We start from the raw sequence: 15,766 nt of genomic DNA, 5'->3' as shown, positions 1-15,766 counted from the left end.
CATTTACTAATCCCACGATCCAACTTTAGGCTCCCTGCTCTATCGCATTTCTGTCCAAAAGTGAGTCAGAAGCCTGAAACGAATCAAGAGCAGAGTATTTATGCATGTCAATAACTATAACCTGGCTTAAATACTGAAAAAAAAAGCCGAGTGTAGTGCTATGTATGGTTGATTTGAATGGCGAAAATGTAAAGCGATTGGTAAGCCTGCGGATGTAGTGGTTCTATTATGTTGGGTAAATACTGTGAAAAAATTGGCGTATTAACTAAGGTTAAAAACAATCTTTTAAGGTTATGATGAAAATCTTTAATTATGAACAAATAGATGAAGCGTCAAGGGATTGGGTTATAAAGTTTAGAAGAAGCAAGTGCATGAATACTTTGGACTTGATGGTCGATAAGGCTGAAAAGAGCATAAGTCTGATAGGAGAGTTCTTGACGCAATAAACCTAGCCTGGTGCGTCAGAGAACAAGAGATCAAAAACGGTAAATTCATCTAGGTTCCAGCCAAGTACTTGCGTATATCGATACGTTGAGCAATTCCTATGTCATAAAGGCATATTCTAATGCGCAAAGAAGACCTGCCCATCATCGCTAGAACCGCTCTGAAGCACATTCTCCATCGCCATGGGGAAGTAATTTACAGCTCGTATGAAACCTTAGCCAAAGGCGACATCTACCTTATGGGTTTGAATCCTGGTGGAAAGCCGTTCATAACGATAGATGAGCATATTGATCGGATGCTCACTCGAACAAAAAACTCGTACTTGGATGAATTCTGGAAAAACCAAAGTGATGAATCGGTTGTTCTTACCGATGAGCAACGGGAGCCATTGCAGAAGAGGGTTGTGAGGCTATTGGCTGATCTTGGTTATGATGCTCGTAATGTCTGTGCATCAAATCTGATTTTCCCGACAACACGCTCTGCAGAGGGGCTTTGTTTTGGACTAGCCGGCCTGTGTTGGCCAGTCCATGAGGCGGTATTGGAGATAGTGCAGCCCAAACTACTTTTGACATTCGGCAATGGGCCCGAATCACCTTATGCCTTCGTAAAAGAATTGCTATATAACGATGAAAGCGAACAGACCATTGATTCAGGCCATCCAGGTTGGGTCTGTAAAGGATTTCGCGCTGAACTTAATCAACGAAGTATGTTTGTAGCAGGTCTGCCGCATCTGAGTCGATATAACTCTGTCGGGAAAGTCGAAGTTATTACGTGGTTGAAAGAAGCAATAGACTCGATCTGCTGAGAGTAAAATCATCAACGATGTGCATGGTGAATGCGCAATTTTTCATGCAAGCATATCCATCCATTAAAGCAGTAATATCTTGTTTTAATTCATTAAAAATTTCACCATTAGTGCCTAAAACTAAGAGTCACAATGACTAGGCTTTAGGTGTTTAGTGTGATGTAGCTATTCAAGGAGCCGTGCATTGACAAGTACTCCATGTATGGATAGTGTACAAATCGTATGAATTTGTGAAACGGAAGTGCGGATAGTTTTAGAAAAACCTTGAAGCCATGTGGATCGATGAAGTCACAAGAAACTAGAACTCTCTCGTCAGCGTTTGAGGCTGCGTATTGTGGATTTCATATACACAGATCTCTGACGCTTGCTAATACTAGGAGCGACGACTGTGACATACGATGCAATATGTATAGTGCTATTATTAGTATTTACCTTCCTGTTTGCGCTAGGGGTGTATTTGGGATTGAAAAGTCCTACTAATCTCTTTGCAGCTACTTTAATCAGTTCGAGTTGCAAAATCCTTTGCAAGCTGCTTGAGCTATTTAAGCCTTAAAAACAACTTGGCTCTGGCAACAACCAGAGCCTTCTCCGTAGAAACATCATTTTTTACAGCATTGAATTACAAAATGAGTTTTGCAATCTAACAGATTGAGTCCCAAATAATACTAACAGCACAGTTAAGCTTAAAATCTACGTGCGAAGTACTTTTAACTCAGGACTTCATAATTCTGCATGTTAATAACTATTAACATGCAAGTTTCGCGTGTTTATGTGCATATTTGATCTGTTTCAGGAGTAATTGACTGCAAATAGCTGTTCTGATGTAGTCATGCTTATGAAAGTGCATAAATAGTCAAAATTAAATGAATCAGCTAGAGTTTTGTAGATAGCACGATGATCAGCTATCGCATGCATTCACGAACAATGATTCTCGCTCGATACAGCGCGTATCGCTTCACTATTAACATTGAAATGCTTACCGAAGAGCGCATAGCTACCATCAACGCACCCGACTGAGCGAAGATACTGGCTTAAATACAAAACCGTGGCCAATTTTAGTTTACCACTACAGTTAAGTGTTTATCGCCTTCATCCCTTTGGTCGTCAATTTTCACTCAAAGCGCTCTATGCCAGAGCAAATAGCCGCGCCAAGCATGTTAGTCGGGTGGCTTTATCGGTCAAGAAGCCTTTGCTCTGTGAAATGGTGTTGTTTAAGGCGAGAAGTAAAGGGCGAAAAGGTCAACGTAGCACGACAACCGACTGCCATCATACCGCCCAATGGACCTATGAATTGACGGCAAAAGAGCCTTGGGCGCTAGTGACCAATCTAACAATGGAAGCGATGCCGCCCAAGAAGCTGGTCAATCTTTACCAAAAGCGAATGCAGATAGAGGAGACTTTTAGGGACTTAAAAAGTCCGGCTTACGGATTTGGTTTACGCCATAGCCGAACACGTGATGCGGCAAGAATGGATATCTTGCTGATGATAGCCTTGCTGGTGCAATTGGCATTTTGGTGGGTAGGGCTCTTTGGTGAAGCGCAGCAATTGCAACGACATTTCCAGGCCAATACGGTGAAGAAACGTAATGTGCTATCGATAGTGCGTATGGGAAAAGAGCTGATGCGACGGCGACACAGATACCCAATGTCAGTCGATGACCTACTGAATGCCGCCAGGAAGCTGGCAGAATTATCACTCATTCACGGCTGTTGGGGGTATGAATTATGAGGGGATCCTACAGTGTGGGGCTGGTAGAGCTGGATCTGTTACTAGCTGAATGGTAACACTACTACAACTGGGAACGGCCCCACAGCTCGTTAAATGGACTAACCCCGATAGACAGGATTACTGAGATATCTGAGCAAATTCCTTTGTCTGAAGAGGTATCTCAGCACTACCAGATCAAGAAAGAGCGGTTTCAAGAGCAGAACTACAAGCTTGATCTTCAGCTAAGAAAATTGAAACCATCTCTATGAATCACACACATATTTGGTGCGCTCATGGCGGATGACACTCACTCGTTGAGGCAGGATTTTCAGGGTTTCGCTGACTTCCTTACCGCATTCATGTAAAGGCGCATCACAGCAGTCACAATACGGCGCATTTAAGGTGTGAATTTGCACCTCGCGTTCAAGATCAGCTGGCAGCGGTTTACGACCCGTTTTTCTGCGCTCTTTAGGTGAGGAAGGCAACGCGTTTTGCTGCTCGGCTTCGTTGAAGGTGCTTTTGGCGACTTTTTCGCTTTGGGAAGCAAAGCGTTTGGATTTGCTGAGGTTGAGTTGCTCAACAAGTAATTGCACCTGGGTTTTCAGGGCGGCTACCTCCTCTTCCATAGCTTGCTTCTCCTGTTTGAGTTTTAGCAGCATAGCCTTGAGTTGTTCTATATCATCGGGGTAGTTGGTCACTGGGCATCATCTACAGCATTGTATGGTGCCTAGTGTGACGGTTAAAAAGGATCGTTCAAGTGCAAAATTACGATCAGTGTCTAGCATCACACTTCTAGTCCATTTAAGGGCCGATGGGCTTTGCTGTTTTCGATTGACAGCCCTGAGAGCAACCAGTGAAGTTGTGGTTTGCTGATGACAATCACGCCTTGGGAATTCGGGCGAGGCCATTTGAAGGTACCTTTCTCCAAACGGCGATAGTAAAGCCAAAACCCGTTGGTATCCCAAAACAAGATTTTGAGTTTATCGCGTCCGCGATTACAGAAGATAAACCAGGCTTCGCTGAACGGATCCATATCTAGTTGTTCGGCGACAATTAACGACAGCCCATCAATGGACTTGCGCATATCGGTCACGCCGGAGACCAGGAAGACCTTGCCGGAAGGTGTCATTGTAACGCGTCGACCCAATGTTTGATTTGCGCGGGACTGAGTGCTGCGGGCAGCTCTGCACGAATACCATTAGCAAAAAGCAGGACAACAGCCTCAGAGAGTGAATGGCGTGATTCATCAAACTCGATGGGCTGCAACGTCTGTACTGTCTCAGGAGAGCGCAGTCGCTTAGACCAGTAAAAGAAGGTTTGATAGCTAATACCCTTGTCTTCGCAAAACTGCTTAATGGTTAGCTGGCTTTGCTTTTGTTGCTCAATAACTGATGCCCAATGCGTGCGTTTTTGTTCTTGGCTCATAGTGCCTCCGTTGAAAAAGGCACTATGTCAAAGCGTGGGTATTATTGGTATGTGGGGTTTATTAACCGCTTACATTGCTGCATACAATGAATGCGGAACATTGTCTCAAGAGGATAAGGGCGGCGACCGTTGCCGACTTTGGGGCAAAGGGTTCAATCACTTCGAGCAGTTGAGGCCACGGCAACAGGTTGTCCATCCGGGATAAAAATCTCTTTGCGAGTCTGGCGGCGCTTGCTGAAAAATTCACTATCGGCAAAAGTTAGTTTTTGGTTCATGGGTGTTGGTCGTTGTGATGGGCAGTGTCACAATGATCTCACATTAGGGACTTATTCGCACCTTCCTTAGCGTTGTGTTATTCTTAAACTCCAACTGGAAGTTGAAGCACATACACCCATAGAATCAAAAAAGTTGTCCAAGCGAATAAAAAAGCAATACTGAATGGCAGCATTAACGACATTAACGTGCCAATTTTAGCATTCTTATCATATTCCTGAGCGCTTGCCAGTATTAGTCCTAAGTAGCCAAATAAGGGGCTGACAATATTGGTAACAGAGTCACCTATTCGAAATGCAGCCTGAGTGACCTCCAGGGGAATGCCGACATAGAAGAGTGACGGAATTAATACTGGTGCCATTACACTCCATTGTACTACCGGAGAGCCCATAAAAATATTTAGTGCAGCGCTCAGTACCACTACAACTATTACGAGTAGAGCTGGATGCAATGACATGTGTGTAACAAGTGCATTTATTGAAACGGCTAAAACACCTGACAATTGACTTAGCTTAAACAGATAGATTAGTTGTGAAGCAACAAAAATTATCAGTAAGAAAAGCCCTAGCTGACTGATGCTTTTTTGACAGCCTCGGATTAAATCATTCTCGCTTTTAAAGTTCCCAGACAAAAATCCATAAGTTATACCACTCAGGCCGAATGCGCTGGCGATAATCACAGGTAAACCGCGCATAACCTCACTTCTGCCCAGTGCCTGGCCTTCGAATGGTGCAAGCCACCCATTTGAAAGCGCAGCTGAAAAAACAAAAAAAGTGACAATCGAAATAAATACCCCGCTAGCAACCCACATTGCCTTATCATTGGTTTGGGTAACCGTGATGACTTCTCTCTGAGATCGGGCGTTTGTCATCATTTGTTGTCGCTTCTCTACGACAAATATTGAAACTATGGAGCCTACTACGACCAGTAAAACGACACTCGCAGCCATAAAAAAATAATTTCCGAGAGGACTAACAACATATTCAGGATCGATCAGCTGGGCTGCAGAGGTAGTGATACCTGATATCACTACATCATAAGTCGTTACGAAGATGGTGGCATGCGTTCCCCCTGCAACACCTGCAAAAGCCGTTGCCAACCCTGCCAAAGGAGGCCGCCCTGCTGCTTGATATGCACGGCAGGCTAAAGGAATAAGTATGATGTAGCCTACAGAACCAATCACGTTCGATATTATCCCTAAGGCCAAAATACTGGTAGTTAATTGCCATGTTCCTGTTTTATTCACTAGACGTTGAACGGCATAACTGATCAAACCAGATGCATCCGCAAGCCCAATACCTATTGTAACAATGACAATAATACCGAGTGGTGGAAAGTTAATGAACGCATTTACACTGCCACCTAACCATTGGCGGATCATCTTCGGTGAGAGTAGATTTTGTACATATTGAGTCTCTTGGCCCGGTAGATTGTAAGACAACTCCGTTATTGATGCAGCAAAAGAGAGCACTGCCACCAATAGTGAAAGCCAGACAAATATAAAAACGGGGTGAGGCAACCTATTACCCCACCGCTCGATACTATCAAATATAGATCTTTGCATTGATTAGAACTGGTAATTCAGCCCAGCATAAAAGGTACGACCTTGAATCACTTCGGAATAAGTCTTTGGGCTAGATATATCTTCATTGGTGATGTTGTTTACACCAAGTTTAATGTCAATATCATCACTATGGAGGTAGCGTATTCCGAGATCTAAGGTGGTATACGCATCTGCTAATTCATTCTGCCCTAACTCTGCACGAACTTCACTACGGTAATGTAGTCGAGCAAACATGTCGGTGGAGTTGGTAGTAAACCAATTGATTTTGGCTGATACTTCATGCTCTGAAGTGCCAACTAGGCGCTCACCTGTTGTGCCATCTTTTGCATCAAGGTAAGTATAGGCCATATCAAAGCCAACCGATTCAAACTGATGGTCAACGTAGAACTCCAGACCTCGTAAAGTTACCTTGTCTATATTAACGTACGCAAAATAGCCATCACTGCTATTTGGGCGGTAGGCTTGTTGCATGATGTCATCGATTCGATTGTAGAATGCTGTAATATTCGCATTGCTATTGGCGACATTATAGTATGCCCCTAACTCAGAGAAAGTACCTGTTTCGGCTTTTAAATCTGGGTTACCGTATACGTAACATGCCTGCGGTTTTGGCGGGCATTGTGGGCCACTAGCTGGTGCGGTATAAGAATCTGAAATTTGAGCCATTGTTGGTGCTTTAAACGCCGTTCCAAAGCCCGCTTTTATGCTCCATTTATCAGATAAGGTGTGGTTGAGGTATCCACGATAGGTGAACTCACCTTTGAAGAGTGAGTCGTGGTCGTAGCGAGCGCCAAAAGTTAGTTTGGTGTCTGAACTAACTTCAACATCGGCTTCTATATATGCGGCAGAACTCGTACGGCTTGCTGAGCCACCGACAATGCCAATGTTGCTAATTTGACCTTTTCGGCTTTCAGCACCAATAGAAAGATTATTTTGCCCAATTGGCATCACCGCTTTAATGTCTGCGTCATAGTTTTCTTCACGAATATCTGATGACGTGACATCATACTTGACATTAAAATCGCTGTAGTGAAGATTTGCCTCTATATCGGTATAGACTCCTAAATGCTCATATTTTACATTGTAACGCTGCATTTTTCGTTCTTGCTCAAAGCTGCGGCCTCTATACATTGCAGTACCGGATTGGTCTTCATTGGACAGTTGCACATCCAGCTGAATCAAGTTGGTGTTATTGAGAGTCAAATCAAAAGTATTGACAAAGTTATAGTTTACCTGTTTTCTACGCTTGGTTGAGCCGGGATCGTGAAGGTAAAATGACTCGGCCACATCTAAATAGTTACTATAAACGGTGTAGCTAAATACATCATTGATCGGAGTGGAGTAATACAGACCAAAAATCTGACCATTACCTCCGGCATCCCCTTCATTGTACTGGCCTTCAATACTCAAAGCTCCTTCCGGACTGCCGCTATGTTTACGCGTAATTACATTTACAACCCCCCCCATGGTATCAGCACCATAGAGGGTCGACATAGGGCCACGAATGACTTCGATGTTGTCAATTGCCACACTAGGAGTCTGACTAAGAGCATTGTCACTACCACGCCAAAGAGCTTCGCGAGTATAGCTTCGCTGACCATTCAACAGCACTTGAGTATAATCATTACTCAAGCCACGAATGCGTACGCCACGTGAACCATTTGCCTGTGTTGAGATACTGACGCCCGGCACATCGGCAATTAAATCTCCTATGTCAGTGTTAAATTGAAACTTACTTTCTTCTTGAATATTAACGATACTCACGGAGGCTGGAGCTTCAAGTAGACGCATTCCCTTACCAGCGCTCGCAGTAACAACAATGGTTTCAATTGTACTTTGGTTGTCATTGCTTGCTAAAGCAATACTAGGTGCAGTTAACACAAGTAACACAGAGGTAATTCTGAGCATAGAATAATTAAACATTTTTAATCAAATCATTTTTAAAGTAAAACACAGGTTGTCGCAATGATAATCATTTTCATTGCCATCTTCAATGGCTTTATTTGTAAGAAAGATGCAAATAAGTCCCGCGCTTGCTCTGCGAGTGCTTAAAGTGGATAGATGCAAGACACTGTTTGCAGCGAATGGCCCTAGTCCTTCGTAAGAACTGTAACGGGCGTTGTTGCCTAAATCGATTTGAACCATTTTGCTCATCTGCGATCTGATCGTGAAACCTTACAATCAGGTCGCATCATGAGCACAGCCAAGGGCAAAACCATCAACTGGAAGCAATACAATCAAGCCTTAACTCAAAGAGGTTCGTTAACCTTTTGGCTGGACGATGCTGCCATCAAGAACTGGTACAATCAACACCCTTCTGGGCGCAGAGGTCGAAGCAACACGTACAGTGACTCGGCCATCAGTACAGCGCTTATGATTAAGGGTGTGTTCAAGTTACCTCTGCGTGCGTTGGAAGGTTTTATCAACTCAATATTTCGGCTGTTGGATGTTGACCTTAAGTCGCCCGACTATAGCTGTATCAGCAAGCGAGCTAAGACGGTTGAGGTCAACTACCGCCTACCCTGTAAGGGGCCTGCCAGACATATTGTGATTGACGCGACTGGGCTGAAGGTCTTCGGCGAAGGAGAATGGAAAATCCGTAAGCATGGTAAGGAGAAGCGGCGTATATGGCGCAAGGTGCACTTAGCCGTTGATGTCGACACTCACCAGATAGTGAGCGCGGTCGCATCACTGGACAACGTGCATGATAGTGAAGTACTCCCAACGCTCATTAATCCACTTCGTCGCAAGATAAAGCAAGTCTCTGCCGATGGGGCCTATGAGGCGTTGTTGACTAAAAGCATTTTTCACTGCTGCATGCATTCGAACGGTGTTGAATTCTCATTCAACAGGCCACTATGGCGCTTACAAAAGTATTAGCCACAGAGAAAAAATCTGTCAGATTGTTCTAAACTGCGCAGTTGTGCTTTTGTTCAACAACGCCGCGGGTAAACACTGTGAAAATTTGGCTGTATTAACTAAGGTTAAGAACAATCTTTTAAGGTTATGATGAAAATCTTTAATTATGAACAAATCGACGAAATATCAAGGGATTGGGTTATAAAGTTTAGACGAAGTAAGTGTATGAATACTTTGGACTTGATGGTCGATAAGGCTGAAAGAGAACATCAGTCTGATAGGAGAGTTCTTGACGCAATAAACCTAGCCTGGTGCGTCAGAGAACAAGAGATCAAAAACGGTAAATTCATCTAGGTTCCAGCCAAGTACTTGCGTAACACAATACCCTGCCACAACGCTCATTCCTTTAAGGAACTATGAAATGAGCAATCAGATGCATTTCATGAAAAATTCAGTGCGTCATCAATCGATGATTGTTGCTACACTATATCTTACATTGACAAGGATTGTTGAGGGTTAAAATGGAACATGTAGAACCTACTCTAGTTTTGGCTATCATTGGACTAATATGTATCGGATGTTCAATTCTATATTATATATATCACAGAGATTAACTAATCCCTGAAAGTGTTATTAGTCAAAACTAATTTAAAAATACTCAAGATTCAGACATCCCTTTTTGCATTTTAATAACTGTTAACATGTAATTTTTGCGTGTTTACGAGCATATTTTAGCTGTTTCAGGAGCAATTCATAGCAAGTAGCAGTTCTGATGCTTTCATGGATATGACTGCGCATAAATAGTCAAAATTGGATGAGTCAGATAGAGTTCTGTAGGTGGCATTATTATTAGCTTTTGCAAGCATATCACTGATATTTTGCCCCGAAAGCAGAGCCACCTGCTATGCAGGTGGGCTTTTACTTTGTATAGCAACGCTTACAACAGGTACTTCGTAGGTGTCACTGGGTTTACTTGTTATGTTTCGGTGGTTATGGTTGTGAACCACGATTCATTGTTAAAGTGCAAAGATGAAAAATGATTAATTTCAGAAACCAAGTTTTCCATTTTTGAATAGCTGTTTATACCGTTGCTACCGCCGAAGAATGGTGCAACGATAATCAATGTTTTTTCGTCGTTGGTGAGACCGGAATGAAATGCGTTATGATGCTCAATACTTGAAATATCACATTTGAAAAATCTAAGGAATTCATTTGATGAGGATATTCCGGTGCATAAAACCATTTTCGGATTATGTTTTTGAATGAGATTGTAAAAGTGGTTTCCGCGATTTTCTATGCACCATTCTTTATAAACTTGAAAGCTATTAAGCCCGGTTTGTTCTTTTGTTTTTGGGCTCCATGATACAGAGTCTCTATTTTTAAATGAGATAGGAAATGCATTCATTTTGAATCCAACCCCTTCACTACAGAATAACTTATTTTTTATGCTTTCGCTTTTATAATTATCGACATCCCATCCGTATAAGCAGCTGAAAAACCAAGCTAATTTTTGGTTGTACTGATGCCTAAGACAATCAGCAACAGTTTCTCCGTCTGTATCCCATGACCAAAGCTTCAGCGCTTTTAGTTCGCTCTCTGGAATTTCATTATTTTCATATCCTCGTCCCCATTCAAGACCACATGTCCATACAGCAGAATCTAGATTTCCTCCATCACAGCCATAAAATGATAGTGCCATGTCTTTGAATTTTTGAGTTACAGCCATTTCATATCCTTAAAATAAACTCATACTGGTGAAGCTGGTGTGAGAAATATAACGCCTCAATTGAGAGACGGTAATTCCTTTTTAATCAATCAATTGGCGGGTGTGTACGGTACTGTTTGATCTAATCAATTTCGCCAGAAACAAACTAGAACAGTACCATGCGTGACATTGCGATTCAACATGACTCTCTTAGCAATCGATGCGCTTCCATTCACAAAAAACGGCATAACTCTACTTATGGTTACCAACTAGATGGTGATCAATTATCTTTGACCCAACTAGGCCGTAATATGTCTGGTAATGTGGCGCCTAAGCACAGTATCAAACGCATTGACCGCTTGCTCAGTAGCCGCCACATCAATAACGACCGATTGACGATATATCGCGGGCATGCAATGCATCTTTGCGGTGCTAACCCAATGCCTATAGTGCTTGTCGATTGGGCCGATGTGAGAGAACAACTCCGCTTGATGACATTGCGCGCTTTAAATTTGTGTGCCGATGAAAACTGACCACTCTAGGTTACAATTTGTCACAAATGTTTTGTTTTTAGCTTGCACTGTTTTGATGTTGAGGTTATGATTTCACCTGTTTATTGTTTAATCGACTTACAATTTGGTAATCAACGTGACTCTAAATAAGAGAAACATAAGAAACATACTTGCTGTTGCATTTGTTCTATTGACCTTTATTGGTCAATCATTTGCAATTGCCAGCATGCCTTGCCAAATGAATATGCAGGTAAACCCTTCATCCCTCTTTATGAAGATGGAGATGAAGGATGATGCTCAACTAAAACATGGTAATACGCACACTTCATGTCAATCAGGTGAGTGTAAAGACTGTGAGCAACTCTGCTCTTGCCCAATGAATGGGTGTACTTCGATGGTATTAATGACAAGTTTCATACCGTTAAATTCAAAGAAAATCTCATCAGCGCAGATTTTATCAGACGTTTTTTCTCTTAAAAGTTCCTACCCAACGACCAACTATCGTCCTCCGATAGCCTGCTAATACAGGATAGATCTGTCTTTATTTTGACCGTTCTTTCTATTTGTTTTCTGTGTGTTAGCGGGAGATTTTTACTCCTACAAAGTGATTTCTGACGTATCGACGTCGGCTCTGATCAAATCTCGATGGTATTAGTGCTGTACTTTAATCTTTGACGCTTTGAAGTCTTAGGTTCAAGTTTAAATGAATACATTGCACCTAATTCATTTAGAGATATTCCCTGATTGGAGTTCGTCTGGGGGATATTATGTTGCCTTATAAAGTACTCACATTTCTGATCGTTACAATCATTGTATCAATGTTGGTTTTAGCTTGTAGCGATCCAACTAATGGATCGGATAAAACTGTAAACGCAGTCCAACAAGCTCATTCTAAGATTTTAACCGTATATAAAAGTGCCTCATGTGGATGCTGTGGTCTATGGTCTAAAAACATGGACATTAATGGCTTCAAAACTATAGCGGTTAATCGAGATAATCTCACAGAGTTTAAAAGCTCAAACGGCATTCCCGTCAAATACCACTCTTGTCACACCGCACTTTCTAGAGAGGGCTTTGTATTTGAAGGACATGTACCTGCAAAATTTATTAAAAAATTCCTCGAAGAGAAACCAGAAGGCGCTATTGGGCTGAGTGTTCCCGGCATGCCTCTGGGAAGCCCTGGCATGGAGCAGGGGGAGCAATTTACTCCTTACAACGTGGTATTACTGAAAGCTGATGGCTCTGTCAGTGTCTATGCCGAAGTGAACTCATTGAAGGGGCAGTATTAATGATACGAACACTACTGTTTAAGAGCGTTCCCCTGGTTTTTATCATCGTTTTGATTATTGATCTTTGTATTCAGCTGGCATTTGCTGAAGAGGTTAAATCGACTTTGCAACCCGGTTTAACAATAGAGATGGCCATTAAGTTAGCGCAGAAAAATGACCCTTGGCTGGCGGGAAGACGGTACATACAAGATGCTTATGAATCAAAAAGTATCGCAGCAGGGACCTTGCCGGACCCTAAGGTTAATGTCGGTCTGGCAAACATGCCTTTGGATACATTTGATTTTGGTCAGGAAGGGATGACTCAATTTAAGGTAGGGGTGTCACAGATGTTCCCTCGTGGGAATAGTTTGGCGCTCAGGCAGCAGCAACTTGAGCTAGTCGCCAGTCAGTACCCATTTCAAATAGAAGATCGTAAGGCCAAAGTCGCAGTTACGACAGGGCTGATTTGGTTGGATATCTATAAGGCTCAAGAAAGTATCGCCCTAATAGAGAAAGAGCGATTTCTGTTTGAGCAGCTGTCTGATGTGGCAAGGGCCAGTTATTCGGCGGCACTAGGTAAATCTAGACAGCAAGATATTGTAAGGGCTCAACTTGAGGTGACACGTATTGATGATCGTCTTGATATTCTTAAGCAACAGTTGGATATGGGAAAGCAGCGATTATATCAATGGACAAGCCAGTATTTTGTTGATGATTTCTCCTACGACGCTCAGTTCCAGAGTGAAGAAGTTGATGTGAAATTGGCTACTACGCTGCCTAGAATCAAACTGCTTTATCCCGAATTGTATCTAGAAGAGCGGGTGCAACCACAAACTTTGTTTCAGTATTTTTCTCATCACCCTTCTGTAGATGCTATTGAGAAAAATATTCAGGCAAGTAGGAAGGGAGTCGAGTTGTCGAAACAGAAGTATAAACCCGAGTGGGGAGTGAATGCGGGCTATGGTTATAGGGGAGATGATCCTTTGAATAACGATCGTGCAGATCTTTTTACTATCGGATTAAGCTTCGATTTGCCGATTTTTACTTCCAATAAGCAAGATCGTGAAGTTCAGGCTGCTGTATCACAGGCCGAAGAGGTTAAGACACGTAAATGGCTTCGTCTTAGAGAAATGATGTCTGCATTTGGAACCTCAAAGGCACAGCTTAAAAAGCTAGAACAGCGTCAATATCGCTATCGTGTCGAATTGTTACCTCAAATGGAGGAACAAGCGGAAGCATCACTTTCAGCATACACCAACGATGATGGCGATTTTGCCGAAGTCGTTCGTGCATTAATCGCAGAGTTAAATGCACGGCTAGATGAACTGAGTATCGATGTGGACATTCAAAAAACTAAACTTCAGTTGAATTACTTTCTTATGACCACTCCAGAACAGATGATTTTGAGTGATAACGGCGCTATGGAAAGTAATGGAGACAAAAAATGAGCAATAAGGTTAACGTATTGAGTTTGTTGGTTTTAGGAGTGGTTGTAGGGGCTATAGGCACATTTTCATATATAAGTTTGAGAGGACCTGCCACAGATTCAATACAAGTAGTTACAGCGGAACAAGATAAACCTCTCTATTGGGTAGCTCCAATGGATCCTAATTATACTTCTGATAAACCCGGAAAGTCGCCAATGGGTATGGATTTGATCCCTGTTTACAAGAAGGAATTGGGCGGCATAGATGCTGGTCCCGGGACTATAATGATCTCGCCAGAAGTGGTTAATAACCTGGGGGTCCGTAAAGTCAAGGTAAAAAAGGGCTTACTGCATACGAAAATCGAAACCGTAGGTTATGTCAAATATGATGAGGATCTGTTAACTCATGTTCATCCCAGAGTTGAGGGTTGGATAGAGAAACTCTATGTTAAAGCCGCTGGCGATAGGATCACGGCAGGCCAGCCTTTATATCAGCTCTACTCTCCTACACTTGTCAATGCACAGGAAGAATACCTGCGTGCACTGGAGAGAAACAACCAGCGTTTGATCCAAGCAGCTATGGAAAGGTTAAAGGCTCTACAGGTACCAGATGATGCGATAACGGAATTAAAGAAAAGCAGGCAAGTTAAGCAAAACATCACTTTTTTTGCTTCAGAAGGTGGCGTTGTCGATAACCTTAACATTCGTGAAGGTTTTTATGTCAAACCCGGCAATACCCTATTTTCTGTCGGTAATTTAGATCAAGTATGGGTAGATGCTGAAATATTCGAGCGGCAATCCTCCCTTGTTTCAACGGGACAGACAGTTAGCATGACGCTGGATTATCTACCGGGTAAGGTCTGGAATGGCAAGGTCGATTATGTTTATCCCACTATAGATAGTAAGACTAGGACACTAAAGGCAAGATTACGTTTCGATAATCGTCATTGGGAATTGAAACCCAACATGTTTGCCCAGGTAACCATTCATGCCGAGGGTGAAAAGGCGCTGCTTGTGCCTAAAGAAGCCATCATTCGGACAGGGAGCTCAGACCGAGTGGTACTTGCACTTGGTGCAGGCCGTTATAAGTCGATATCAGTAAAGGTTGGCAGATACGATGAGAAATTTGCAGAGATTCTATCTGGTCTCTCCGAAGGTGACAGAGTTGCTTCATCCGCACAGTTCTTACTTGATTCTGAGTCTAGTAAGAGCTCAGACTTCAAACGCATGAATAGCCAAGCTGAAGATGAAATTTCGGTTCCTTCAACCATAACGGTAGAGGCCAGCATTAACAGCCTAATGGCAGGGCACCGCATGGTGAACATGGATCATCAAGCCATTTCCGAATGGAATTGGCCTGCAATGACCATGGATTTCACCGTCGCAGATTCGGTTAACTTTTCAGTTTTAAAGCCTGGTTTAACATTGCGCGTCGAACTAAGTAAGTCGGATGATGGCAACGTTGAGGTTACGGCTATACATATTCCAGACAGTGATAAGTCACAAAGTAATGATTCGGGTAATAGAGCCACTGTTTCTGGTGTCGTTAACTCGGTAATGGCTGGTCACAGAATGGTCAATATCAGCCGTGGACCAATAGAAAAGTGGAATGAACCAGCGTCGGATGTGAGCTTTATGGTAGGTAAAGATCTGGATATGTCGGTATTTAAAGTAGGAGCCATGCTCCACTTCACTTTTGAGAACCGAGACGGTCAATTTGTTATCACCAATATTAACCCCATGCAAATGTCTGGCATCGACGGTGAATAAAAGGAGA

At 42.7% G+C, this 15,766-nt stretch carries 9 protein-coding genes and 6 pseudogenes; 8 read left to right on the top strand and 7 right to left on the bottom strand.

Annotated features, from left to right (window positions below):
* Positions 1-565 precede the first annotated feature (565 nt).
* The 3 genes and pseudogenes from GNT65_RS03345 to GNT65_RS03335 all read left to right on the top strand — a co-directional run.
* The gene (locus tag GNT65_RS03345; protein WP_219822453.1) at positions 566-1,249 is read left to right on the top strand and encodes a hypothetical protein; all 684 of its coding nucleotides are present in this window, start codon (positions 566-568) and stop codon (positions 1,247-1,249) included.
* 1,072 nt (positions 1,250-2,321) lie between these two features.
* Positions 2,322-2,978, top strand: a pseudogene (locus GNT65_RS03340) (IS4 family transposase); the annotation flags it as partial.
* Positions 2,979-2,989: 11 nt separating this feature from the next.
* A pseudogene (locus tag GNT65_RS03335) lies at positions 2,990-3,226 on the top strand (integrase core domain-containing protein); the annotation flags it as partial.
* Positions 3,227-3,229: 3 nt separating this feature from the next.
* Here the strand turns inward: GNT65_RS03335 and GNT65_RS03330 are convergent.
* The 6 genes and pseudogenes from GNT65_RS03330 to GNT65_RS03305 form a co-directional block, all read right to left on the bottom strand.
* Positions 3,230-3,655, bottom strand: a pseudogene (locus GNT65_RS03330) (transposase domain-containing protein); the annotation flags it as partial.
* 86 nt (positions 3,656-3,741) lie between these two features.
* Entirely contained in the window at positions 3,742-4,086 is a 345-nt protein-coding gene (gene tnpB, locus GNT65_RS03325; protein ID WP_160793704.1) for an IS66 family insertion sequence element accessory protein TnpB, read from the bottom strand.
* On the bottom strand, positions 4,083-4,382 hold the full coding sequence (gene tnpA / locus GNT65_RS03320) for an IS66 family insertion sequence element accessory protein TnpA (RefSeq protein ID WP_160793703.1): 300 nt from the start codon (positions 4,380-4,382) through the stop codon (positions 4,083-4,085). The genes tnpB and tnpA overlap by 4 nt, the downstream gene beginning before the upstream one ends.
* Before the next feature lie 74 nt (positions 4,383-4,456).
* A pseudogene (locus GNT65_RS03315) lies at positions 4,457-4,657 on the bottom strand (transposase); the annotation flags it as partial.
* Between the two features lie 83 nt (positions 4,658-4,740).
* Positions 4,741-6,219 carry an AbgT family transporter gene (locus GNT65_RS03310; protein WP_160793702.1) on the bottom strand — a complete coding sequence of 493 codons (1,479 nt, stop codon included), beginning with the start codon at positions 6,217-6,219 and terminating at the stop codon, positions 4,741-4,743.
* A 3-nt stretch (positions 6,220-6,222) separates the two neighbouring features.
* Entirely contained in the window at positions 6,223-8,142 is a 1,920-nt protein-coding gene (locus tag GNT65_RS03305) for a TonB-dependent receptor domain-containing protein (protein ID WP_160793701.1), read from the bottom strand.
* A gap of 270 nt (positions 8,143-8,412) precedes the next feature.
* On the opposite strand from GNT65_RS03305, the pseudogene GNT65_RS03300 reads away from it, so the two are divergent.
* Positions 8,413-9,003: pseudogene (locus GNT65_RS03300) on the top strand (IS5 family transposase); the annotation flags it as partial.
* 1,051 nt (positions 9,004-10,054) lie between these two features.
* Here the strand turns inward: GNT65_RS03300 and GNT65_RS03295 are convergent.
* On the bottom strand, positions 10,055-10,804 hold the full coding sequence (locus GNT65_RS03295) for a hypothetical protein (protein WP_160793700.1): 750 nt from the start codon (positions 10,802-10,804) through the stop codon (positions 10,055-10,057).
* A gap of 158 nt (positions 10,805-10,962) precedes the next feature.
* Between GNT65_RS03295 and GNT65_RS20620 the strand changes: the two are divergent.
* From GNT65_RS20620 to GNT65_RS03280, 4 genes and pseudogenes are all read left to right on the top strand, one after another.
* Positions 10,963-11,289, top strand: a pseudogene (locus GNT65_RS20620) (IS4 family transposase); the annotation flags it as partial.
* Between the two features lie 773 nt (positions 11,290-12,062).
* Positions 12,063-12,584, top strand: coding sequence for a DUF411 domain-containing protein (locus GNT65_RS03290; protein WP_181006141.1), 522 nt, complete (start codon positions 12,063-12,065; stop codon positions 12,582-12,584).
* Complete coding sequence (locus tag GNT65_RS03285) at positions 12,584-14,011, top strand: TolC family protein (RefSeq protein WP_160793699.1); 1,428 nt, start codon at positions 12,584-12,586, stop codon at positions 14,009-14,011. The genes GNT65_RS03290 and GNT65_RS03285 overlap by 1 nt, the downstream gene beginning before the upstream one ends.
* Positions 14,008-15,759, top strand: a complete 1,752-nt coding sequence (locus GNT65_RS03280) for an efflux RND transporter periplasmic adaptor subunit (protein WP_160793698.1) — start codon at positions 14,008-14,010, stop codon at positions 15,757-15,759. Before GNT65_RS03285 ends, GNT65_RS03280 begins: the two co-directional genes overlap by 4 nt.
* Positions 15,760-15,766: the final 7 nt, after the last annotated feature.

The sequence above is a fragment of the Shewanella insulae genome, from assembly GCF_009831655.1.
Classification (GTDB): Bacteria; Pseudomonadota; Gammaproteobacteria; order Enterobacterales; family Shewanellaceae; genus Shewanella; species Shewanella insulae.
Note: the sequence above shows the minus strand (reverse complement) of the source record. Positions and strands in the feature narration are given on the sequence as shown.

Excerpts from the sequence above, each read along its gene's own strand:
- GNT65_RS03345 (WP_219822453.1), top strand. The coding sequence starts at position 566 with ATGCGCAAAGAAGACCTGCCCATCATCGCTAGAACCGCTCTGAAGCAC.
- tnpB (WP_160793704.1), bottom strand. The coding sequence starts at position 4,086 with ATGACACCTTCCGGCAAGGTCTTCCTGGTCTCCGGCGTGACCGATATG.
- tnpA (WP_160793703.1), bottom strand. The coding sequence starts at position 4,382 with ATGAGCCAAGAACAAAAACGCACGCATTGGGCATCAGTTATTGAGCAA.
- GNT65_RS03310 (WP_160793702.1), bottom strand. The coding sequence starts at position 6,219 with ATGCAAAGATCTATATTTGATAGTATCGAGCGGTGGGGTAATAGGTTG.
- GNT65_RS03305 (WP_160793701.1), bottom strand. The coding sequence starts at position 8,142 with ATGTTTAATTATTCTATGCTCAGAATTACCTCTGTGTTACTTGTGTTA.
- GNT65_RS03295 (WP_160793700.1), bottom strand. The coding sequence starts at position 10,804 with ATGGCTGTAACTCAAAAATTCAAAGACATGGCACTATCATTTTATGGC.
- GNT65_RS03290 (WP_181006141.1), top strand. The coding sequence starts at position 12,063 with ATGTTGCCTTATAAAGTACTCACATTTCTGATCGTTACAATCATTGTA.
- GNT65_RS03285 (WP_160793699.1), top strand. The coding sequence starts at position 12,584 with ATGATACGAACACTACTGTTTAAGAGCGTTCCCCTGGTTTTTATCATC.
- GNT65_RS03280 (WP_160793698.1), top strand. The coding sequence starts at position 14,008 with ATGAGCAATAAGGTTAACGTATTGAGTTTGTTGGTTTTAGGAGTGGTT.